Consider the following 25,461-nt stretch of genomic DNA (forward strand, 5'->3'; position numbering starts at 1 on the left):
CCCAGAATTTCAAATCACTTTCGCTGTTTTAGCGGCTGCAAAGATAAATACTTTTATTTTAAATTTGCAAATCTTTTTTAAACTTTTTTTCAAATTCCAAATCCTCTCCAAATACCCCATACATACCGGGTAACCCTTGAGAAATCTTTCCCCGAAAACGGCTGCAAAGATAAAACAATTTAATCGCCCTTTCCTAAGCTTTTGCCAAAGTTTTTTCAAAAAAAAATAAAATTGGAAGTTTAGTAGGTGTAAACAATCATAAAAAAGATTCCTACGACCACCCTACCACTGCCTATAAAATACTACTAAACAACCATTTTATAAATCCACTCTCCGTTGAAAGTGGATGCAAATATAATATCAGGATCAGCTATTCTCCAAATTTTTTGAGATAAAATTTCCGCAAAAAACAATATATTGCTGATAATGAGATATAAAAAAATCACAACCAGGTTGTGATCCTCAATAAATAAGCTCAAAACAGTTACAAATATCAATTGCCACTACTTAGATATCGTTTAAAATTAGAAACTTCTTCTTTATTAATCATGACAAATAAATAGTATCCCCGATCCAATACGATATTTGCTGAGGGATTATAAATATAGCCACCTTCAGTATCTTTTAACCCAATGATATTGGCACCAAATTGATCTCTGACATTCAACTCTTGTATTGATTTGCCAATAAAATAATCAGCAAGACTCTGACAACTAATCTCTTCCAATTTTACTCCTTTAGTTGATTGCAGGAGAATATTATCCAGAAACTCAACAATATCTGGTTGAGCAACCAATTTAGCCATTTGCTGACCTCCTAACCTGTCAGGCATTATAACGTTATCTGCCCCAGCTCTTTTCAGCTTATTATCCGACTGACTATGAGAAGATCTGGAAATTATTTTAATCTCCGCATTCATTTCACGAGCAGTTAAAACGACATATACATTTTCAGCATCTCTTGGTATAGCAGTTATCAATGCCTTTGCACTGGAAATATTTGCCATATCAAGCACTTCCTCTCTGGTAGCATCACCCTGGATGAATAACAGTTCCGGAAATTCTCTCACACGATCGATTGCCGTTTCTTTAGAATCAACGACAACCACTATCTCTCCATGTGCTATCAATTCAAGACTAGCTTGTCTTCCATTTCTTCCAAAACCACAAACTATAACATGATCCTTTATTTTTTCGATTTTTCTCACAATTCTATAATCTTTTAAATTTCTACGAAAAACACCATCTAAAATAAATCGAGTGACCGATGAAGCCAAATATCCGAATATCCCAAAACTTATTAATATTAAAAAGACTGTAAATAGTTTTCCTGAATCCGACAAGGAATGAACTTCCTTGAACCCAACTGTTGATATTGTAATAACGGTCATATAAAGACCATCGATAAAGGAATAAGCATCATCCAAATACATGAAGCCAAATGTGCCAAGAAGAATTGCCAAAAGCATAAAAAAAACAGCCATGCTAATTGTTCGTACATTTTCTTCCCAAATTTTTTGTCGATTCATAATAAACTACCGATTATCAAATTTATTTTAAAAATAATCAATATAACAAAAATAACACTTTAGATCAGAAATTTAATATTCAGTAGAATGAATACCATCAGCTCTGATTAAACGATTCCCAAATTCACATTGTAAACATCTAAATTTATCGCAATATTCAGATTTTAATTGAAGTAATGCTTGCGAATGATAAGCTGACTTCATTTCAATACCACATTCCTTCCATTTCTTGGTAACCGAATTGTTTTCTACACCAACTTCATCTAATAGTTCACAAGCTTTATCTTTAATTTGCTGATTCCCATTCACACTACCATATAAAAACAGAACCGGTACGATAGAATTAATAATAATTCCATCCAGGGCAGATCTCCCTAAATTTTTAACTTTCACTTTAGATTTTATTCCGAATTGATAATGATCTTTCCAATATTTAGAAGCCTCAATTTCAAATGCTTTTGCGATAGCATTATAATTTGGATTTTCTAAGATCTGTGAAAACAAAGCGTTTGATTTATAAATTAATGCAGCAAACTGTGCAATTCGAATGGTAGGAAAATTTGCTGGACGCAGCCTCAGCCATTTCCATCTTTCTGCAGGTAATGATTGTAGTTTATACTTTCCGGATAAAAAGCGATATTCTGAAACCAACTTCTGATAATATTCATCAGTACAATCTGGTTTATTCAGCAGACCTGCCTGTCCGAATAAAAAAGCTTCTATTTGAAGCAATGAATTTTTTTGCCGAGCCATAAATTTTAAGGGAATGGAACGAGCGAGCTGTTGAAAAGGCTCTGCATTAACTTTCATTCCGAAATACCTGGCAATTATCTGATAAAAAGTTTCCTCCCAGGAGAAAGAATTCCGATCCAGTGCTTTATTAATTTCATAAGATTTTCGTTCCAGTCTCTCTACCAACATTCGATCGAGCCAATTCCTGATAAAAAATTGCTTAACCTGCCTAATTTCATCAAAACAAGGAATCCATTTTTTCGAGGAGATTAAAGCCTTATAATTATCGAATAATACCGCATTAAAATCCAATTGAAGACAAGGTAGTAATCTCCCTTCCTTGGTATAAATATCTTCATCAAAATCATATACCACGTGAAGAATAACATTATTATATGCCGAATCGGAATCATGATGATGACTATTCCAATTGGAAGATTTAACATGAATCTCAACATTTCCTGCCCACACCACATCATTAATCATGACGCGAGCATCAAAGAAATCAGGACCGGCATCACGATTGTGCTTCCCAACTTCCAGAATATCAATTTCAACACCATTTGTAGAATACTGGTTTTTCTCTGAAAACAGGCTATATTTCCAAATAAATTGTAAAAATTCCTCAGTCATCTATATATAATTATCATAAGGAACTAAATTTAGCAGTTTATGATAAGAAATACAAACAAAAAAACGGTTTTCCAATGAAAACCGCTACCAATAAAAGTTCCAAATATTATAGAATTGAATATTCGATAAGGAGATTTTCCATTTCCTTTTGCAGTTCCTTAGCTTTAATCTGAGCTATAATTGCAAACTGATCACTCGTATCAGCAAAAATAATGCCTCTCGAAGAATTAACAAGTAAGCCACAAGACTGGTTCATACCATATTTTGCCACTTCTTTTAAGCTTCCGCCTTGAGCCCCAACCCCAGGCACTAATAAAAAGTGATCAGGAGCAATTTTTCGAATATCACTTAGCATTTCGGCTTTTGTAGCGCCAACCACATACATCATATTCTCTTTTGTTCCCCATTCCTGTGATTTCTCCAATACTTTTTCGAACATTTTTTTGTTGTTCTCTTCGAAAAACTGAAAATCAAATGCCCCCTTATTCGATGTTAATGCTAACAAAATCACCCATTTGTTATCGTATTCCAGAAAAGGAGTTACGGAATCTTCTCCCATATAGGGAGCAACTGTGATAGAATCAAATGGCATGTTTTCCAAAAAAGCACTGGCATACATTTTAGATGTATTTCCAATGTCTCCTCTTTTAGCATCAGCAATTAGAAAAATATCAGGATAATTATCCTTGATATAGATAACCGTCTTCTCCAGACTCCGCCATCCTACAGCTCCCCTGCACTCGTAGAACGCAACATTTGGCTTATAAGCGACAGTATAATCCGCAGTTGCATCCACAATTGCCTTATTAAATTCAAATACCGGATCAGTCGATGATAAAAGATGAGTTGGAATCTTTTTCATATCACTATCCAAACCTACACATAGGAAACTTTTCTTTTTCTTAATTTGCTCGAATAATGCTTGATAATTCATGTTATTGGTTGTTTAGTTAAAAAAAAGGCAGTGGAAAAGCCACTGCCAAATATCATTATAAACCACTTTCTTTAAGTCGTTCAGCGTTTTCTTCAATTTGAAGTTTATCAATGATCTCCTGAATATCGCCATCCATAGTAGCTGCAAGATTGTAAAGCGTGAGATTGATTCGATGATCAGTTACCCTTCCCTGAGGATAATTATAGGTTCTAATCTTAGCCGAACGATCTCCTGTTGAAACCATTGTCTTACGTTTGGATGAAATTTCATCCAGATATTTCTGATGTTCCATCGCATAAATTCGGGAACGCAATTCTATCATTGCTTTTGCAAGGTTTTTAATTTGCGATTTCTGATCCTGACAAGTTACAACAATTCCGGTGGGAACATGTGTTAGTCGAATTGCCGAGTATGTAGTATTCACCGACTGTCCGCCAGGTCCGGAGGAACAATAAGTATCTTTACGAATATCACTTTCTTTCAAATCAATATCAAACTCTTCGGCTTCAGGCAATACTGCTACAGATGCTGCACTAGTATGAACACGCCCCTGTGTTTCGGTTTGTGGTACACGCTGCACACGATGAACACCTGACTCATATTTTAGTATTCCGTAAACACCATCTCCAGTCACATTCATGACTATTTCTTTATATCCTCCTGAAGTACCTTCGCTAAAACTAGAAACTGATATTTTCCAGCCTCTCGCCTCGCAATATTTGGTGTACATTCTGGTTAAGTCTCCAGCAAATATACTTGCTTCATCACCACCGGTTCCTCCACGTATTTCAAGAATTGCATTTTTAAAATCTTCAGGATCAGCCGGCACTAATAACAATTTAATAGTTTGTTCTAATTCCGGAAGTTTAACTTCCAAATCCTCCAACTCCATTTTAGCCATTTCCCGAAGTTCTTCATCCGACTCATTGGCTATAATATCTTTAGATTCTACAATAGTATCCAAAGCGTTTTTATAATCTTTAGCGGCCTTAGTTACGGCTTCTAATTCTTTATATTCCTTGCTTAGTTTAATATAGCGTTTCATATCTCCCATGATTTCGGGGTCGGTAATTAATTGCCCAACTTCCTTAAATCTGATGAAGACGCCTTCTAATTTATCGAGGATCAAATTATTGCTCATTTTCCAATATTCTAAATTTTGGACAAAATTAGAAAAATAAAACCATTTTAAATAAAGCTGATACATTTTAGATCTTCATTTTACGGATTAATCTAATAAACAGACTAAAACCATAGGAATATCTAACAAAATTTGCTCACTGATATCACCGATAACTAATCGTACATGTATTTAATGAATCATTTTGTAATTAAGATTCAATGACACGAAACTTGAATTAAAAAAAAGAGCTCGACAGTTCTTATTGTTACAAGATAAAAAAACGCCATCTATACAAGATGACGTTTTCAATTTCATATTATTCGATTTTAATATTCAAATTCACCAAATTCACTTTTAATAGTAAGTTTTTTACCACCAAAAGATTCACAACGACCGATGATTTTTGCATCAACGTTAAATTCTTCTGATATTTTAATAAGTTCTTCAGCAATCTCCAGTGGAACATACAACTCAAATCGATGCCCCATATTGAATACTTTATACATTTCATCCCAAGAAGTACCACTTTGCTCCTTAATTAATTTAAACAATGGCGGAACATCGAACATATTGTCTTTAATCACATGCAGATTATCGACAAAGTTCAGCACTTTTGTTTGTGCTCCACCTGAACAATGAATCATACCGTGGATTTGTGAACGAAATTGATCCAGCATCTTTTTAACGATTGGAGCATAAGTTCTGGTTGGTGAAAGAACCAATTTTCCGGCATCAAGCTCGACACCTTCCACTTTATCGGTAAGTTTGCAGTTTCCGGCATAAACCAAATCTTCAGGAACTGCATTATCGTAACTTTCCGGATATTTTTCAGCTAGATATTTTGCAAAAACATCATGACGAGCAGAAGTTAATCCATTAGATCCCATGCCTCCGTTGTAATCTGTCTCATAGCTTGCAATTCCTGATGAAGAAAGACCTACAATTACATCACCATTCTGAATTTTATCATTTGTGATCACATCTTCCTTTTTCATTCTGCAGGTAACCGTAGAATCCACGATTATAGTTCTCACCAAATCTCCCACATCAGCAGTTTCCCCACCGGTTGAATAGATATTCACTCCTAGCTTTCGATACGCCTTCAATAGCTCTTCTGTTCCATTTATTATGGCTGAAATTACTTCCCCGGGAATTAAGTTTTTATTTCTACCAATGGTAGAAGACAAAAGAATATTATCTACTGCTCCAACACAAAGCAAATCATCAATATTCATGATTAAGGCATCTTGTGCAATACCCTTCCAAACCGAAATATCTCCAGTTTCTTTCCAATACATATAGGCTAGGGAAGATTTAGTTCCTGCGCCATCGGCATGCATTATATTGCAAAAATCAGCATCACCGGTTAAATAATCCGGAACAACCTTACAGAATGCATTAGGAAACAATCCTTTGTCCAGATCTTTAATTGCGTTGTGTACATCTTCTTTCGAAGCAGATACCCCTCTTTGATTATACCTCTCGTCTTTTCTCATGGTTGTTTAATAGTAAAAAAAACGCTCTGCAAAACAGAACGTTTTCAATTTATTCCTTTAACTTTTTTGCTTGGGCAAAGGTAATCTTTTTCCCCTTATAGTAGGCGATAACAAAAGCTTTAATTCCCTTACTATTTATGTTTTGAGCTTCGGTTCTGGCTTCTTCAACATCATCGAAAATACCAGTTGTATATCTGTTTGTTGTATTATCTATACTGGCTCGGAAAACCACTTTAAAATTTTGCAATAAGGGAGGAATTGTCTTTTTATTAAAAGCCCCAATCTGGATAGTATAAAAAATACCTTTCACTTTATTCAGATCTTTTATCAAAGTATTCCCAATTTGATTGACATTAGTTCCAGGTCTTACTTTAGAATTTGATCCGGGATGATAATCTGTGGATAAAACCTGAAATTCCGTTCTTCGATTAAGTTGATTTGCAATTTCGCGTTGTTCCGAATTCATTTTCCCAATCCTACTCTCCTTCAACACGTCATCAACATCTAAAAAATCATATTTAGCCGCAATTTCCTGATTTACTACTCTCGGCTTTGATTCTCCATAACCGTGTGCAACCAAACGATCCCAGTAAATACCTTTGTCAATCAGATAATCCACCACTGATTGTGCTCTTTTCTGGGATATTTCCTGATTTGTAGATTCTCTACCCACAAAATCGGTATGAGAAGCTAATTCAATAGTAATTTTAGGATTATCATTCAATGTTTCCACCAAGCCATCTAATGCCTTTTTAGATTCTTCCCGAAGATCCCAACTTCCAAAATCATAAAATATATTCGGCAGTTCAATCGGTTTTTCAATTGGTTTTAATGCAATTATTGATTTAAAATTGCGACTAACATCCAATCCCAATGTATTTACCAACTCTTTTCCATTTAAAAATCCTTCCGAAGAAACCATCAAAATATACTCCATATTCGGTTTCATCGAAAAAGTAAACCTACCATCAATATTCGTTCTTACGTCGGCTTGTTCACCATCTGATGAAACAACATGAACTTTTGAGACGGCAACCGGTTTTTTTGTTTCAAAATTTAAAACCTGTCCGTTAAAAGTAAAATGTAAAGGCACATAATCAAAACGGTAAATATCATCATTCCCCTTCTTTCTGGAGGACGTGAACATCCCTTTTTCCTTACCAGATTGAAACACAATAGCAAAATCATCTGTAGTAGAATTAATCGGATATTTCATATTCTCCACATTCCAAACTCCGGTTTCCGATCTTGTTGCCTTATAAATATCCAAACCACCCATGCCATCTATTCTATCGGAAGCAAAATAAAGGGTTCCATTATCTCTAATGAAAGGAAACAATTCGTCATTTACCGAATTAATTGGACGACCTAAATTTTGAGGCTCACTCCACGAACTTCCACTCCTTTTAGCCATCCAAATATCATTTCCACCAAAGCCTCCCGGCATATCCGACACAAAATAAAGAACTGATCCATCCTTAGAAATACTTGGATGCCCAACGGACAAGCTATCCGGAACCAATTCTTGCAAAGCAGCTCTTCCCCAATCGCCATCTTTTCTTTGCACTGCAAAAATCTTGGTTCCCTGATTATTTTTATTCACTTTTCGGGAGGATGTAAAATAAAGAACATCACCATTGGGATTAAAACAAGCTGCACCATCATTCCATTCCGAATTTATGGTATCCCCAACACTATTCGGTTTACTCCATTGATAGGAGTCTACGATTACTTTTCTGCTAGTTCTCTTTTTCCCTTTTTTCTTTCTGCTTTTCCGAATCAACTCATTAGAATAATGAGATTCAAATAAATTGGAAAAATAATCACCTGTTACACCATCCTTTTTGGGTTTGTCCTTAATTTTCCTCGTAGAAGTAAAAAAGATAACATTCGTGTCTTTCCCCATATATATCGGAGCAAAATCACTCGATGAAGAACTAAAATCCTTCAACCTTTGCACTTCATATCTGCCGGGATATTCCTCCCATTTAGAAATTCTTTTTAAAATAGCGGAAGGATCATCTGCAGATTTTACTTCAGGATGAAGATCCACATATTCCCAAAAATTCTCCTCTGCCTTATTCAAACGATGATTCTTAATCTCTGTGTAAGCTAAATTTTTTACCGCGAGCGAGAATGTATCGCGGTTCATTATCGCCTTACGATACCATGTTGCAGCCTTTCTTGGCTGATTAATTTCAGCAAAACAGGATGCACTTTTAAAAGCAATATCTGCCTTTTTTGCTTTATCTTTTTCCTTTTTATATGCTTTTTCAAACATTCCCTCGGCATGGTAATACCTTCCGGTTTTCAACATTTTATTTCCTCTATTTATATAGGATTGTGAAGAACAGGAAATAAAAACTCCCAAAACAAAAAGAATGCAGGTATAAAATAGAATCTTCATCGGATGGTTTTAATATTCATAGGTTAACAGAAATTTAAACAAAGCCATATAAGCTACAATCAATTACAAAATTTAATATCAAAAGGTCATCTTTATGATCATAGTATTGCAAATACCATAAAGCCTAAATCATATATTTCGATTTCTCAAGGTATAAAAATAAATATTTTATTCTACAGGAAAAATTATCAACCTGCAAGAAACCAAAAAGGATGTCCCAATATAGGAACATCCTTTTTCAAAAATTATTATCTCATTAATTAATTGTTGAATAATAACTCACGATATTTAGGTAATGGCCACATTTCATTATCCACAATAAGTTCTAATTTATCGATATGAATACGAATATCATCTAAGAATGGACGAACTTCTTTCTCATAAGCATAAGCCTTCTCAATTCCTTCTTCTAAAACATTGCATTTCTTACGAGCTTCAACCATTTGTCTTGATTTTGCTTTGATAGCAGTAATATGTCCTGAGATTTCTTTAATCAATTCTTTACGAGCAGCAGACAAATTTTCAAATTCACTATTTGTAAAGATATCCCTCAAGCCTTGAACATTCTGAATTAATTTAGTTTGATAGGCTACAGCTGTTGGAACAATATGGTTTATAGCAAGGTCACCAAGAACACGAGCTTCAATTTGAATCTTCATCACGTATTTCTCCATTTCAACTTCAACCCGGGCTTCCAGCTCTTTCTCTGTCATCACACCGCTTCCTACTAAAGATTTTTTAGCTGGAGCTTCCAAATATTTAGACAAGGATTCAGGAACACTTGTAATATTTGTCAATCCTCTTTTAGCAGCTTCTTTAAGCCAATTATCAGAATAACCATCCCCATTAAAACGTATTGGCTCTGATTCTATAATCATTTTTTTCAATACCTGAAATATGGCTTCATCCTTCTTGATTCCTTCCTCAATCAGGTGATCAACAGCAGCTTTAAACTCCTTTAATTGAACCGCTAAAGCAGCATTTAATGCGGTCATTGCTGCAGCATTATTTGCAGAAGATCCTACAGCACGAAATTCAAATCTATTCCCCGTAAAAGCAAAAGGAGAAGTTCTGTTACGATCGGTATTATCTAAAATAATCTCAGGAATTCTTCCAATACCTAGTTTCAGTGCAGTTTTTTCGTCCGGAGTCATTTTTCGTTCTCCTACTTCCTCTACAATTTTAGTCAACATCTTGGAAACTTCATCACCAAGAAAAACAGAAATTATAGATGGAGGAGCTTCATTAGCACCCAAACGGTGACTATTAGATGCTGTTAAAATAGATGCACGAAGCAAATCCTGATTCTTATATACTGCCATTAAAGTATTCACCACAAAGGTCAGGAACATCATATTCCCTTTAGGATTTTTCCCGGGAGCCATCAGAATAACACCTGTGTCGGTACTCAACGACCAGTTGTTGTGTTTTCCGGAACCATTGATTCCTGCAAAAGGCTTTTCGTGAAAAAGAACACGGAATTTATGATGACGAGCTACTTTCTTCATCACATCCATCAACAACTGATTGTGATCGTTAGCAAGGTTAGTTTCTTCAAAAATTGGAGCAGCTTCGAACTGGCTTGGGGCAACCTCATTGTGGCGGGTTTTCACAGGAATTCCTAATTTATGGCATTCCAACTCCAATTCCATCATAAAATTTGCCACCCTTTCCGGTATCGATCCAAAATAGTGATCATCTAATTGCTGGTCTTTTGAAGAGGAGTGTCCCATCAATGTACGACCCGTTAAAGCCAAATCAGGTCGAGCCTGATATAAAGCCTCATCAATTAAAAAATATTCCTGTTCCCAGCCAAGGTTCGCATGAACTTTAGTAATATTTTTATCAAAATACTGACAAACATCAACAGCAGCCTCATCGACAGCAGTTAATGCTTTTAATAAAGGAGTTTTATAATCAAGTGCTTCCCCTGTATAAGAAATAAATACGGTTGGAATACAAAGCGTAGTTCCAACAATAAAGGCAGGCGATGAAACATCCCATGCGGTATAACCACGAGCTTCAAAAGTCTGACGAATTCCTCCGGAAGGAAAGGAAGATGCATCTGGTTCCTGCTGGGCAAGTAATTTTCCCGAGAAATTCTCAATCATATTTCCACCATCGCCATAATCGATAAAGCCATCGTGTTTTTCTGCTGTACCGTCGGTTAGTGGTTGAAACCAGTGAGTATAGTGAGTTGCACCCTTTTCAATTGCCCAGGATTTCATGCCAGCCGCAATTCCATCTGACATTTTTCGATCCACAGATCCTCCATTTTTATTGGCAGTCATAACCGCTCTGAATGCATCTTTAGAAAGATATCTTCTCATAGAATCTACATTAAAAACCAATTCTCCATAATAATCTGTTACCTTATTAGAAGGTAAGATTACAGAAATTGGCTTTCTGGATAGCAATTCTCCTAGTGCTTGAAATCTAATGGTGGCCATAGAAACAAAAATTTTAGTTAATAGTTAATATCATCTGAACTAAAAAGGGGGTACTCAGTAAAAATCATATACTTTTCACTCAACACCCCCCTTAATACAAGACAAAAATCAATAAAATAATTCAACTATACAAATTTAGCATTAAAAAAACATAGGGTAAACTTCAATAAAACACAAAAATCAGAGGAATAACCCCTGATTTTTATCGTTTGCGCATCAAATTTTATATTTTTTCTCGAAAGTCCCTCATTTTTATTTGGCAGAAGGGATTTTAGGTGATTTTTTCACAATTACTGCTTTTACATCTTTTCGGGAAGTTATTAATTGATAAAATTCCTCAATATATGCTCCTACTCTCTTTTTGTTTTCAGAATTAAGATAGGGACAATTAAATATTATCCCTAAAAAAGATTCTTTCAATTCCTGAAATTCAGAAAAAGCTGCGTGTAAGTCTTCCGAACCCCAGCGATAGCCTTTATATAAACGTTGATATTTGGCATTTGGATCAATTTTTTGATCCTGTGTGTAATATTCCTGGTCTATGATTCCTGACCAGTCGAAATCATATGGAACAGCAATAGGAATACTTTGTTCACTCACCGACATCAGGTCGATATTATGCAATCGGCCTATATCCCAATCGGTATTTCCTATCATTAGCTGAAATAAGGAAAGCATCACCATATTATCCCGAAGCAAATTGTATTGCTTCATATTTTTATAGTGCATCATTTTTTTTCCATTTCTACTCGCCACATCATTCCTATTCTCAAGAAAAAAACCAAATTTTTGAAGCGTGTCATTTGTAATCGTATCAATAAATAAGATTTGTGATAAGCGTACCCTATAGCTATGGTCTGATATCAGGTTATACATTTTATAAAGGAGATATTCCTCTATAGTATGCTGCTCGTAAGCGTCTATAGAATTTTTACAATGACTAACATATTTTATTTTGTCCTGTCCTTTAAAAATAGAACTACCAGCTCGTTTCGTTGGAATTTTAAATCTAAGCGGAGGAAAATCGCAATTCTGTTTTCTGCGTCGGAAATTACCTCTTGCTTTAATTTGAACCCTCAACCAATTATTATTTGTTTGAATATTATTTATCTCCCGCAAGTAGCATTCATGATAAGATCTTTTCTCACCAACATCCTCTATCAAAATATTCAAATTGGTTTTCAACTCTAACTTTAAGAGCGAATCAGATTTAAATAAGGGGAGATTTAAAAGGCTGTCCCTATCATTTATAGCTTTCAATGGGAGTACCGAAAAGAGCATGAAGCCAATAAAACACAACATCCCTACAGAAAAACACTTCAGATTTATTTGATCACAATTTCTAAGCTTCCAATTCATCCTTTACTAGTTCAGATTAAAAAACTATTTAATGGCTTGCTTTTCCCCATTCTTAAAACAACGAAAAAAATTTCCTTTTTGCACCAGCAATAATTGGGATTTGATTCCCTCGCATCCCATAGGAACATTAATTGCTCCCAGTCTATGATCATACAATAATCGAATAGAATCCACTTCGGTATGACCAAAAAATATGATTTTAGCATCGTAAAATTTCAATACCCGATCGAGATCTTCACTACTGATAAGAGAATAGCTCTTTGATTTCATCAAATACCCTCGATACCAAAGCGGATTTTCAGGAAAATAGATGGTTCTCATAATTTCTTTATGCGACATTGCATTATCTGCATTCAAACTCATCCGTATATTTTTATTTATTTGCTCTAATGATAAATCTCGACTCACCAAATCGGGAGATAAACCTCCGTGTACAAAAATCATATCGTTAATTTTAACTACCGTATTTAAGGAGCGCAACCATTTCCCCAACTCTGTATCAGCAGCAAAGAACCGAGAATAATTTATCATCAAGCGGTTTGTCATATTCTTATATTTAGGAGAAACATATCTGGAATCCCTCATCAAAATCATTATCTCGTGATTGCCGAGTAAAAGATTTAGTCTCCCCGAGCTTTGCTTTGCCTGTCTTTGTAACTTTTTAATGAGATACAAAGACTCTGTTACCTTATTTCCTCTATCAAAAATATCACCAACAAAAACAAGTTGACCACTTCCCCAAGACCAATTTAATTTAGAGTCAATTACTCCATTATTCTGGAGCAATTCCACCATGTCATCATATTCACCATGCACATCTCCCACCACCATTAATTTATCTACACCGGAATATTCCGTTGGTTGAACCGGATAATCTCCTTTATGCAACCAATACCTATTCGAATCCCCTTTCTGTCCTTTTACCTGGACAGAGTCTCTCTTGACTTTTATTTTCTTCTGTCGGATGCTTATGGTATTTTCCTCTTGATCATGATCTATATACCATGATTTCACTTCCTTTGAATTAACCCAAAAAAAGTAGGGACCATCCACATAATCCGGCAAATTAACTTTATCAAGATTCCCCTTATAAATCACATCATAAGAAGAAAAAGCGCCTGAACCTAAATTATCTTTCTTCTTTTGTGCTTTTAAGTGTTGGAACAATCCAATAAAAACCATCATAGTAAGAAATACCCTCCTTTTGTATATTGATTGCATATTTTCCTTTTTATAATTTCAAATTACTTACTAAAATCGCTATCCTTATTATAATCAAAATTTAAACCAATTTAATTGATTTAAAGGAAAAAGATTTAAAAGTCCGTTATTATTCACACACCCGAATGAATCACAGCAATGGCTTACAACTCAAGATAGTTAAAATATAATAGCATCTATATTTAGGCATAAAAAAAGCAGGAGCTCCGAAGAACTCCTACTACACTACTACTACAATGTACCTGAATTAGTATCCAGGATTTTGTTCTACTAATCCTCCAGTATTATCCACTTCACTTTGTGGAATAGGGAAAAATATATTTTTTGGCATACTTAAGCTCGTTGCGAAAAATTTTGGTTCTCCTGAGTCAGTAATGATGTATCCTCCACTACCATCTCTGACTAAAGAAGCTTTTACTTTATATCCATCAATTTTCAACTTTTGTTCTAAACGACCAGTTCTTACCAAATCGTGAAAACGATGACCTTCGCCACACAACTCCACACGACGTTCGTGATAAATTGCATCTAACAATGCAGTTCCCGAAGCAGTAACATCCGGTAATACACCTGCATTTCCCTGACGTGCACGAGCCCGAACCAAATTTAAATAAGTTCTTGCATTTGCCTCATCGCCGGTATGATAACAAGCTTCAGCATACAATAAATAAATATCAGAAAGACGAATGATTCTTTCATTAACAGGCGAATTTCTAAAATTCCCCAATGATTTATACCGTTCTTTCGACAAATAGTGTTTATAGTTACTAAATCCTGTCAAGTCCTCTGCCACAGTACCCGGAGTTTCGCCAGGAAGAATCCATTGATCTGCATATTGTAAGGAATTAATCAAAGAAGCATCTCGTCTTGGGTCACCATTTTCAAATGCAAGATACAAGTCGTACGTAGCCTGATATCTTCCGTAAGGATCTGCTGCTCCTAACCAAGGCATGTTTAAAAAAGTAGTGAAGTTTCCATTGTTTGTAAATGCTCCATCATCTAGAGGAGAATCGTAAAATTGCACTTCAAATATAGATTCTTCATTATTCTCTTCTGCTTCTGAAAACAAATCATGATAATCACCCTGATACAAATCGTAAATACCTAAAGCAAATAATTGCTGCGCATAGGTTTTAGCCTCTCCCCACTTATCTTCATTATAGAAATCTTCGGAAGAATAGCCAGGACTTGCCTGTGAAACGCAAACATTAACCAACATGCCCAAAGCGGCTCCTTTAGTTGCACGACCAACCTCATCATTTGCTTCATATACCGTTTTTAATGGTAAAGCCTCTACGGCAGCTTTCAAATCAGATTCAATCTGAGCATATACTTCTTTAGCTGAAGCACGGGTTTGATTTAAATCATCACCTAATAATGGTTCTGTAATTAAGGGTACACCGCCAAAATTCTTTACCAAATCGTAGTAATAATAGGCACGCATATATTTGGCCTCTCCTACTACACGTGCTTGCAAACTTTTATCCACAACACCAGGTATATCTTGTCCCTCAACATTTGCCAATAATTGATTTGCAATCAAAATTCCGCGATAATTATATCTGTAATTGTAAGTAAATAAGAATGCAGTCGCATCAAAAGTGTATTCCCGCATTTTTAGATCTTCGCGATCCACTGCATCATCTGTAGTGGAATTCCCAAAGCTTGTTCGTCCCCAGTTGTAATGATATTCCCACATTGGAGCATAACATGCATTTGCTGCTTTAATTAACTCCGCATCGTTGGAGTAAAAACTTCCAGAAGTCTGCTCCCCGATTTTTACCGTATCAAGGTATTCCTCATCGCAAGCTGTCATTGAGAAAACGACCAGTCCTGCTATTAATATATTTTTTAAATTTTTCATTTTCATCAATAATTAGAAAGTTAGATTAGCACCAATTGAGAAAATTCTAGCTTGTGGATAAGTTCCATAATCTATTCCTTGAGTTAAAGTTCCACCACCAATCTCAGGATCTAAACCAGAATAACCTGTGATAGTAAATACATTCTGTCCGGAGAAATAAACACGTAGATTAGACATCCATGGAGTTAAATCTTTAAATGTATATCCCACCTGAATATTCTTCATGCGGAAATATGATCCATCTTCTACATAAAAATCTGATGCACGAAGGTTACGCTCTACAGTAGATGCATTTAATCCAAACATGCTATTTGAACCATTTTGAGGAGTCCAGTGATTTTTATAATCGTTCGATAATGCAAATCTTTTAATATCCGCATAGTTGTAATATTTAAATCCATTAAAAATCTCATTCCCGCTTACTCCTTGGAAGAACATCGATAAATCGAAATTTTTATAATTCAAGTCAATATTCAAACCATAGAATAAATCTGGGTTAGGATCTCCAATCTGTACACGGTCATCCCCGTTAATCACACCATCAGGAGCTTCCATTACACCATCATCATTTTTATCTGTCCATTGATCCTTAAATCTGAAATCACCTGCACCAATTGGTTCTCCAGACTGTGCACTTGTAGCGACCTCAGCATCTGTCTGAAATACACCATCAACCTGATATCCGTAAAATGCGCCAATAGGATAGCCTTCTGCAGTTCTGGTAACACTACCAACAAGACTAACGCTTCCGCTCCAGATAGGAACACCACCACCAAGGCTTGTAACTTCGTTATCAATATGGGAAGCATTCACATTTACTGAGAATTTTAAATCGTTGCCTATTTTTCCTCTATAGCCTAGATCTATTTCAAAACCTTTATTCTCTACAGTACCAGCATTTACAAATGGACTTCCATCATATCCCGCATATTGTGGAATTGGCACTCGTACCAACATGTCTTTGGTTTTCTTTTTAAAATAATCAGCCGACAAAGTAATCTTATCGCTTAAAAGAGCTAAATCAAGACCTACATTCGTTGACTCCACAGTTTCCCACTGCACTTTGGTATTAGCCATCTTCACAGGAGCAGCACCAGCTTGTTCTTTATCACTAAACACATAGCTATATTCTACCCTTGAATCTTTGCTTTGAACAGTTGATGCAAATGAGTATGGTGCAATTTTAGCATTACCTACTCTACCCCAACCAGCTCTTACCTTAATTCTATTTACGATGTCTTCAGGAATAAAATCCATGAAGCTTTCATTTCTTAGTTTCCAACCCAATGACATAGATGGGAAATTACCAAATCGCTTATCCGGACCGAAAACAGAAGAACCATCTCTACGGAAAGATGCAGTTAAGAAATATTTATCAGCGTAATTATAATTTACACGTCCTAAATAAGAATACATTCTTGTTTCCTGACCAGAATTCCATGCATTGGTACTCTCCAAATCAGTAGAAGCTGAAATATACTGCAGCTCATCATTATCGTTTGGAATATTATTTCTGGATGCTCCTATATATTCGGATATGTTCTTCTCGGCGGTAAAACCGGCTAGAACACTAATGCTATGCTCATTGAAATCCATATTATAAGTGATCGTATTCTCACTTAAGTATCCATTGAACTCACTAGTTTGCTTCGACAAATTATTTGTAACCCGAAGCTCATTACCATAATCATAAGAAGGCAAATAAGTTTTACTTTTTGATCTGGAAAGATTTAAACTTACTGCTGTCTTGATAAATAAATTCTTTATTGGCTCAAACTGCAAATAAGAATTAGCCAAAACTAATAAAGCTGATCCTTCTCTCACATCCCTGTTTAATTGAGCAACTGGATTCGCCAAATCAGAATAGGGAGTAGATGCATATTCTCCTGATTCCTGTCTTACCGGAGTAATAGGATCCACTCGTTGAGCAAGCGTTAAAATACCACTGATTGCACTAGTTGTAACCCTATCAGTACTGGTATGCGATAAGGAAAGATTAATACCAGCCTTCCATTTAGGACTAATGGTATAATTATTATTCAATCGAGCATTAAATCTTTCGTAAGCAGAATTCAAAACAATACCTTCATTTTTAAAATAACCTGCACTAAATAAAGTATTGTTATTACTATCCCCTTTAGAAACAATAACATTAGTCTTATAAATTTTTCCAACCCGGGTTACTTCATCAAACCAATCGGTTGTTTTATTGGTATTATCAGAAGGAGCTTGCAGCACTAATGGTTTATAGGCTGTTGATCCGGTAAATGCAGCAGCATTAGCTTGCGAAGTATTATAGGTATTCAACCAATCCTGGGTATTCATTAAATCAGGTTCATTCCATGCTTTCTGAACACCAGTCATTAATTCTACCTGAACAGCAACATCTTTAGTATTACCAGTTTTTGATGTAATTAAGATCACACCATTCGCTCCCCTAGAACCATAAATAGCCGTAGCCGAAGCATCTTTAAGTACTTCCACGCTTTTAAAATCACTTGGATTTAAATGGGAAATATCATCTAACAAAATACCATCGACAACATATAGAGGCGATGAATTATTTACAGTACCAGTACCTCGAACCCGAACAGATAAACCGGCACCCGGAGCACCTGATGTTTGAGTCACCATAACACCAGCAGCACGTCCTTGCAATAAGGTAGCTGCATTGGAAACAGGTTGATCTTTTAGAACATCACTACTTACACTGGCAACCGAACCAGTAATATCACTTTTCTTTTGCACACCATAACCAACAACAACAACTTCATCCATTGCAAAATTGTCATTTTTAAGTGTAACATTTACTACTGTTTGAGAGCCAACAGCCATTTCAAACGTTTTCATTCCAATATAACTGAATACCAACACGGCATCCTTTTTCACACTGATTTGATATTTACCATCAAAATCAGTTGTTGTTCCGTTTGTTGTACCTTTTACCACAACCGAAACACCCGGGATTGTCAACCCGTCTTCTGCACCGGTAACCACACCCTTTACCAGCAAGTCCTGTGCCCAGGAAACTTGCCAGCCAAGTAACATGATTAACGCTAAGCATGCAATTTTTCTCATAGTGTTAAATTTAGATTAGTAAGAAATAATTATATGTATAATTACAATTTCACAATACCAATTCCAGGACGGTTCGGCAAAATCACTTTCCCATCCAGAACTTCAATCCCTTTAAAAGGATCATTAGAGATTAATAAGTTTCCATCGAGATCAGCCCAATCCACCATTGGAGAAAGTTGAGCTGCCGCACTAACTCCACAGGAAGTTTCCGTCATACAGCCAACCATTACTTTCATCCCTAACGATCGGGCGACATTCATCATTTTATGAGCTTCCCTCATTCCGGTACATTTCATTAATTTTATATTGATACCGGAATAAGCCCCCACTAATTTTGGCAGATCAACCAAACGCTGAACGGCTTCATCCGCAACCGTAGGCAACGGACTGTGTTGAGTCAACCATGCCATATCATCCAGATTGTGTTTGTCCATGGGCTGTTCTACAAATACAACTCCCTGTTCCTTCAACCAATGAATTTTATCTAAAGCTTCGTGCTTGTCTTTCCAACCCTGGTTTACATCAACACACAAAGGAACATTGGTAATTTTGCGAATGGTATTAATCATCTCCTCATCCATTCCCTTTCCAATTTTTACTTTCAAAAATTTGTAAGGAGCTGCTTCTTTCACCTTTTCCACAACTACATCTGGTTTATCCATTCCAATAGTAAATGTAGTCAGTGGAGTATCCTCCTGACTATATCCCCATATTTTAAACCAAGGTTTATCTAATAGCTTTCCGATCAAATCATGAAGTGCAATATCAACAGAAGCTTTTGCAGCACAATTCCCCGGCGCAACTGAATCCACATAGGAAAGAATTTCATTTAATCGAAATGGGTCTGTAAATTGTTTCAGATTCAGCCCACTCAAAAACTTCCTTGCCGTTTCATGTGATTCTCCCAAATAAGGAGGCATAGATGCTTCCCCATATCCAATCAAACCACCCCATTCTATTTTGGTGAGCATTACCGGAGTAGTAGTTCTCGAAAAAGAAGCAATAGTAAATACATGTTTCAATTGCAGATCATAAGGCTCAAAACTCAATTTCAATCCTCCACCGGATGATACCTTTTTTCCTCCACCACCAAAGCTATTACATCCGCCTAATAAGGGGGTAAGACATGCAGCACTAGCCAACATTCCACTATTTCCTAAAAATTTTCTTCTGTCCATATTTATAATTCTATTAATACCATGGATGTTCTGCCACACGGATCACACCTGCTTCGCCAATTCTATTTAATACTCTTCTGCCGCCAAGCCAGCTGATGCTACGATAATCGCTATAATTGTCAGCAGTCGAATCGAAACTATTTATTTTCACTCTTCCCGAGGAGTGAATAAATTCACCATCCTTCATATACATTCCCACGTGAGTCACCTTCAGAGGTAAATCACTAGTGGCTTTTCTTCCAAAAAACACCAAATCTCCTTCCTTTAATTTCCTAAATCCCTGTTCCGGAGATATAGTATCTCCATGAAGAAATTGCAGAGAAGCATCACGTGCAAGAATAATTCCATGCATAAAGTAAACCGACTTTACAAAACCACTACAATCCACGCCTTTGGATGAAGTTCCTCCCCATAAATAAGGACGTCCCATAAACTGTTTTGCAATTTTAGTAAGCACTGAAGCATCTTCTATTTTTTCCTGTTCCCATTGATTGAATAATTCACAATCCCTTTTCACCACCATTATTTCCCTTCCATCGGGTAAAGTCAACCAATAAAAACCAGAATTTTCTCTTTTCAATTCTAAGATAGAACCAGCAACCAGATCGGTTACCACATCCTTTCCAATTGAGTCACGCTCTAGCTTAAACCAGGGAATAAAAACAACACGCTCGGAATTCCGCCATTGCTTCATCTCTTCTTTAGTTTTGAACGCTAAAGCAGCTCTATCTACCCATGCGATATAATTGTCGGGGGTCTGTATTAGGTACCATGAATTTTGCTTTTTCAAAACCCGCACCGGAGTCCCCATTATTGCCTGTGAAACAAGCTCTGCCGAATGCTTTGGCTTGGATCTCAAATTCACGACACTTAAATTAACCAAGGCCCAATTCAAGTCACCAAGCTCTTTCTCCGGAAGCAAAACCATGCTATCAAGCAAATGAATTTTCCGGTGCTCCAAAGCTGAAAATAAGGCTAACTTAGCTTCCGGCAGAGATGTTTCACCGCTAACCACCAGCGTTTGATTCTTGTCGATATAAAAATTCGTTTTATATATCGCCTCCCTTCCATCGGGAGCCATTTGTTCTTTAATATCCTGAGATACCCGATTTGCTTGCTGCAACAATTCAGCATTATCGCTACAAGCAAATCCAAGAAGTATCATTACTAACCAAAAGAAAATTCTCATTTTATTTAATAATTGCACTATCATTTATTATCCTCCCTTACTGAAAACTCAACCAGTTTACTAATTGAACTTTCCTGATGTCCCCTATTAACAGCCGAAACTGCAAAGGCATGAGCCATGTATTTTTTAGAAATATTATACTCCAATCGATTTGTAATACAGATTATTTTTTGTGGCAATCCACTTTTCCTTTTCACCTGATATACCACATAGTAAACCGCATCCTTTTGTTTATTCCATTTCAATCTATTTTCCACTCGCTCCACTATAGGAGCATCAGGAATATTTCCTTTAAACATTAGATTTACCAAATGCAAAGCAGGTTCGGCATACACCTTTTGGGTGAGCGCTTCATTAATGCTCAACCTATCTTGCCTAAAATTTTTAGAACAAAAGAACATGCTGCCATTTATCTCTTTCAACCTACGATTCAATTTTATTTGCCGAATAATTTGATCTGAATTACGCCATGCTTTTACTCTTGATGCAGAATCCAATCGATACACTCCTTGTCCGATATAACATGGTTTTCCGTAGGAATGCTTTCTCCACCATTTGGCAATCACCCTGTAGTCAGCAACCTTTTTCCCGATATGCCAATAAATCTGCGGGGTCACATAATCGATCCAGCCTTTTTGCAACCAAAGCAAAACATCGGCATACAAATCATCGTAATTGGTTTGTCCGGCTTTGGTTCGGGAACCATTCGGATCTTTATCTTTATTTCGCCACACCCCAAAAGGAGAAATTCCAAAAGGCAACCAAGGCTTTATTGACTTAATGCTATCCTGAATCTGATGAATTACTTTATTAACATTCTCTCTTCTCCAATCCTCGATTCTATCCGGATAAAAATCCCCTCCATTCTTTGCAAAAGCTAATGAATCTGGAAAAGCCTCTCCTTTTATTTTGTAGGGATAGAAATAATCATCAAAATGAATTGCATCCACATTGTATCGGCGAACCACATCTGCTACAATTTTCGAGACATAGTCTCTTGTTTGCTTCAAACCAGGATTAAAATACTTGTGCTTTCCGTAAGTCAAAAACCATTCGGGATGAACATTAGTAATATGACTAGAATCTGTTTTTGTAGTTTTATACTTAAAAACCGCCCGATAAGGATTCATCCACGCATGTAATTCCATAGCGCGATCGTGACAAGCCTTAATAGCAAATTGCAAAGGATCGTAAAACGGATCAGGAGCCACGCCTTGTTTACCAGACAACCACTGCGACCATGGTTCATAGGGCGAAGCATAAAAAGCATCAGCAGCAGGTCGAATCTGAAAAACAATGGTATTCATCCCATTTTTCTTGAGCTGGTCTAATTGAGCAATTAATTCTACTTTTTGCTGCGCCACCGACAATCCTGATTTCGAAGGCCAGTCGATATTATCCACTGTTGCAATCCATACCGCCCTCATTTCCCTTTTAGGAGATATTTTTTTGGCCGAAACATTCCAGCTTATCAACAACAGTAAGCTTATTGCTATAAATCGCCTCATCGCCTTCTTATTTTGCAGGTCCAAACATCTAAATAAAGATTTTCCCCATCCATTAAAATAGCTAAATTGTAACCTCCATTATTAGAACTATTACATGCTAATAAAAACATACAAATACGAACTAATAAATATGGAATTCGAGCAATTATCATTTTCAAGAACTTGTTAAGATGTCATACATGTTACAAAAATAGAAATTTTATTAGTTTTGCAATGAAAAATCTATAAAAACAATGATCTAATTTATAAAAATCTAAAACAACACATGCATTTGACTAGCACAACAATACATTACAGCAATTCTATTAAGATCAGGCTTTATTCCCTATTCTTCATTTGCCTGCTATCTACAGGAAGCTTATTTGCCCAAAAAGTACAAACAGGAGTAGATGTACTACAAAAAACTAACTTTCAATATCTACAAGGAAAAACCATAGGATTAATCACCAATCCCACAGGAGTAAATCACAATTTGGAAACAACAATTGATCTGTTGCATCATGCAAAAAATGTAAGATTACAGGTCTTGTTTAGTCCGGAACACGGTATCAGAGGCGATCATGCAGCCGGCGAAAAAGTGGGAACTTATACCGATAAAAAGACTGGTTTACCAGTATATTCCCTATATGGAAAAAATAAAAAGCCAAATGCTGAGATGCTGAAAGGTTTGGATGCTTTGGTTTACGACATTCAAGATATCGGTGTTCGTTCCTACACATACATTAGCACCATGGGACTAACGATGGAGGCATGTGCCGAAAATAATATAGAGTTTATTGTATTGGATCGTCCAGATCCGATAGGTGGAATTAAAGTAGAAGGAGATTTAGTGGATGCCGATCAGGTTTCCTTTGTGAGTCAATTTCCGATACCCTATGTATATGGATTAACCTGTGGCGAATTGGCAAAATACCTGAATGAAGAAGGCCTATTAAAAAATGGCAAGAAATGTAAACTTACCGTAATTAAAATGGAAGGTTGGAAAAGAAACATGCTTTTTAGCGAAACCGAATTGCCATGGGTTCCCACATCACCACATATTCCCAATGCTTTGAGTGCAGTTTACTACGCCACTTCCGGAATTTTAGGCGAATTGTACACCATTTCGATTGGAGTTGGATACACCCAGCCTTTTGAACTATTTGCAGCAGATTGGATTAATGCCAATGACCTGTCCGATAATTTAAACAATCTGCATTTGCCAGGAATACGATTTCGCCCGGTACATTACAAGCCCTATTATTCGGTTGGTAAGGGAACAATGCTGCATGGTGTTCAGGTCCACTTTACAGATGTTCGAAGAGCACCACTTTCGCTAATTCAATTCTATGTGATGCAGGAATGTCACCGCTTATATCCCGATAGGAATCCGTTTAAAATGTGCGAATCCTCGCGATTAAGCATGTTTGATAAAGTATGCGGAAGCAAAAAAATAAGAGCCCGATTCTCGAAAAACTTTTTGGTACAGGATATAGAAGAACTTTGGACAGCACCCGCAAAAACATTTACAGAGAAATCGAAAAAGTATTGGCTGTATAAATAAGAATGCGGATCATTTTCTCCGCATTTATTTACGGAATTTACATCATCAGCGTGCTATTGAATTACAGATGGTCACTCTTTTCAGTGATCATTTCTTTTTCATCCTTCTTTGTTTTTCGCTTAGGATTTACAGGATTGAAATTAAATAATTTCAAAACAGCAGGATTATCTGTAAATATCAATTTTGCTGCCTTAAAGTAGTCGGCAAGTCCATCGTAAAGCATATTTAAGACTTCTACTCTTTTACAAGTAGCTGCAAAACGCTCCTCCTTCCGCACCTTTTGTTTCGATTGAAGTGTAGCTAAATTATGAATATGTTCTCCTGTCAATTTTATTTCTTCTTCTCCAAAGCTCAATTCTTCAATACGATCTTTTAAACAAGAACGAAATACCTCTAAAAACTGCCTCATCTGAGCAAAAGAGGTTTTGGCCTTACTATAATCCGAAGCGCCAAAAAACTTCCACATTTCCTTATTCCCCGGAAAAGTATTCTTAATCTCGAACAAGCAATGCTGATAAAATTTGCAGGCATTAGCCATCTCCAAATTAAAATTCTCAGTTGCTTCGGCTATCCTATTCCTGTAAATCCTATCTTGCGGAATATTTATCGCAGTATGTAACAGATCTTCTAATTTTTGGAGGGAATGAGTATTGAATATGCTGGAAAAAAATTCGAATTCACTGTGATATTCCTCTAAAAGTTCAATATGCAAACTAGCGAATTCTATAAATGCGGCGTCGAAGCACTTATATTTTCGGGTATCTCTTTTCACCATAAATAATGATATTAATTAGGATAACTAAAAGTACATATCATTCAGCAACCTATCAAGTCTATTAAAAAATAATATCTCCCCTAATTTCCTTAATCTTTTTGTACCATATTTTGTTGCAATTCCACGGCTCCATGCCGTAAAATCAATTGTCATCGAGAAGGAGCTGTAAGCGACTGTGGCGATCTGTTACTAATTGCTATTTCTTTTTTTTGTTTGGTAGTGTTCGGGCAGATTGCTTCGTCGTTGAAAAAACTTCTCGCAATGACAGCATTGAAGAGACGAATTGCCACGCCACACTCGTTAAGTCAGTCTTTTTGCACATTTTCCTATTCCGTCGCGAATAATCCTACTATCTCTAATTAGGAGAAGTACGCGCGACGGTAGAAGATATATTCCGTATCCCGGGATGGCAGTCGCTTATGGCTCCTTTATCCCGGGCTATG

Annotated in this window: 16 protein-coding genes; 1 reads left to right on the plus strand and 15 read right to left on the minus strand. The window is 36.3% G+C overall.

Going from position 1 to position 25,461, the window contains the following annotated elements; genetic code table 11:
• Positions 1-493: 493 nt before the first annotated feature.
• The 14 genes from DLK05_RS15435 to DLK05_RS15500 all read right to left on the minus strand — a co-directional run bounded on the left by DLK05_RS15435 (position 494) and on the right by DLK05_RS15500 (position 22,700).
• On the minus strand, positions 494-1,528 hold the full coding sequence (locus tag DLK05_RS15435) for a potassium channel family protein (RefSeq protein WP_127344909.1): 1,035 nt from the start codon (positions 1,526-1,528) through the stop codon (positions 494-496).
• A 72-nt stretch (positions 1,529-1,600) separates the two neighbouring features.
• Entirely contained in the window at positions 1,601-2,893 is a 1,293-nt protein-coding gene (locus DLK05_RS15440) for a DUF2851 family protein (RefSeq protein ID WP_127344910.1), read from the minus strand.
• Positions 2,894-2,999: 106 nt separating this feature from the next.
• On the minus strand, positions 3,000-3,827 hold the full coding sequence (pyrF, locus tag DLK05_RS15445; protein ID WP_127344911.1) for an orotidine-5'-phosphate decarboxylase: 828 nt from the start codon (positions 3,825-3,827) through the stop codon (positions 3,000-3,002).
• Between the two features lie 55 nt (positions 3,828-3,882).
• Complete coding sequence (gene prfA / locus DLK05_RS15450) at positions 3,883-4,968, minus strand: peptide chain release factor 1 (protein WP_127344912.1); 1,086 nt, start codon at positions 4,966-4,968, stop codon at positions 3,883-3,885.
• A 308-nt stretch (positions 4,969-5,276) separates the two neighbouring features.
• Positions 5,277-6,446, minus strand: a complete 1,170-nt coding sequence (locus DLK05_RS15455; protein ID WP_127344913.1) for an AIR synthase related protein — start codon at positions 6,444-6,446, stop codon at positions 5,277-5,279.
• Between the two features lie 49 nt (positions 6,447-6,495).
• Positions 6,496-8,853, minus strand: coding sequence for a PorE family type IX secretion system protein (gene porE / locus DLK05_RS15460; RefSeq protein ID WP_127344914.1), 2,358 nt, complete (start codon positions 8,851-8,853; stop codon positions 6,496-6,498).
• Positions 8,854-9,113: 260 nt separating this feature from the next.
• Positions 9,114-11,303 carry a glutamine synthetase III family protein gene (locus DLK05_RS15465; RefSeq protein ID WP_127344915.1) on the minus strand — a complete coding sequence of 730 codons (2,190 nt, stop codon included), beginning with the start codon at positions 11,301-11,303 and terminating at the stop codon, positions 9,114-9,116.
• A 252-nt stretch (positions 11,304-11,555) separates the two neighbouring features.
• Positions 11,556-12,662: a hypothetical protein gene (locus tag DLK05_RS15470; RefSeq protein ID WP_127344916.1), complete on the minus strand. Its 1,107-nt coding sequence runs from the start codon at positions 12,660-12,662 to the stop codon at positions 11,556-11,558.
• Positions 12,663-12,686: 24 nt separating this feature from the next.
• On the minus strand, positions 12,687-13,883 hold the full coding sequence (locus tag DLK05_RS15475) for a metallophosphoesterase (RefSeq protein WP_127344917.1): 1,197 nt from the start codon (positions 13,881-13,883) through the stop codon (positions 12,687-12,689).
• Positions 13,884-14,130: 247 nt separating this feature from the next.
• Positions 14,131-15,747: a RagB/SusD family nutrient uptake outer membrane protein gene (locus DLK05_RS15480; protein ID WP_209319916.1), complete on the minus strand. Its 1,617-nt coding sequence runs from the start codon at positions 15,745-15,747 to the stop codon at positions 14,131-14,133.
• A 12-nt stretch (positions 15,748-15,759) separates the two neighbouring features.
• Positions 15,760-18,825: a SusC/RagA family TonB-linked outer membrane protein gene (locus DLK05_RS15485; protein ID WP_127344919.1), complete on the minus strand. Its 3,066-nt coding sequence runs from the start codon at positions 18,823-18,825 to the stop codon at positions 15,760-15,762.
• Positions 18,826-18,866: 41 nt separating this feature from the next.
• Positions 18,867-20,003 (minus strand): dipeptide epimerase, encoded by a 1,137-nt coding sequence (locus DLK05_RS15490; RefSeq protein WP_127344920.1) that lies wholly within the window; start codon positions 20,001-20,003, stop codon positions 18,867-18,869.
• 13 nt (positions 20,004-20,016) lie between these two features.
• Positions 20,017-21,192 carry a C40 family peptidase gene (locus tag DLK05_RS15495; RefSeq protein ID WP_209319917.1) on the minus strand — a complete coding sequence of 392 codons (1,176 nt, stop codon included), beginning with the start codon at positions 21,190-21,192 and terminating at the stop codon, positions 20,017-20,019.
• A gap of 20 nt (positions 21,193-21,212) precedes the next feature.
• Positions 21,213-22,700, minus strand: a complete 1,488-nt coding sequence (locus DLK05_RS15500) for a glycoside hydrolase family 10-like protein (RefSeq protein ID WP_235832021.1) — start codon at positions 22,698-22,700, stop codon at positions 21,213-21,215.
• A gap of 265 nt (positions 22,701-22,965) precedes the next feature.
• On the opposite strand from DLK05_RS15500, the gene DLK05_RS15505 reads away from it, so the two are divergent.
• Entirely contained in the window at positions 22,966-24,243 is a 1,278-nt protein-coding gene (locus DLK05_RS15505) for an exo-beta-N-acetylmuramidase NamZ family protein (RefSeq protein WP_127344922.1), read from the plus strand.
• Positions 24,244-24,304: 61 nt separating this feature from the next.
• Here the strand turns inward: DLK05_RS15505 and DLK05_RS15510 are convergent, their stop codons facing one another.
• Complete coding sequence (locus tag DLK05_RS15510) at positions 24,305-25,018, minus strand: hypothetical protein (RefSeq protein ID WP_127344923.1); 714 nt, start codon at positions 25,016-25,018, stop codon at positions 24,305-24,307.
• Between the last annotated feature and the right edge of the window lie 443 nt (positions 25,019-25,461).

Origin of the sequence: Ancylomarina longa, from assembly GCF_003996985.1 — a bacterium.
Taxonomy (GTDB): domain Bacteria; phylum Bacteroidota; class Bacteroidia; order Bacteroidales; family Marinifilaceae; genus Ancylomarina_A; species Ancylomarina_A longa.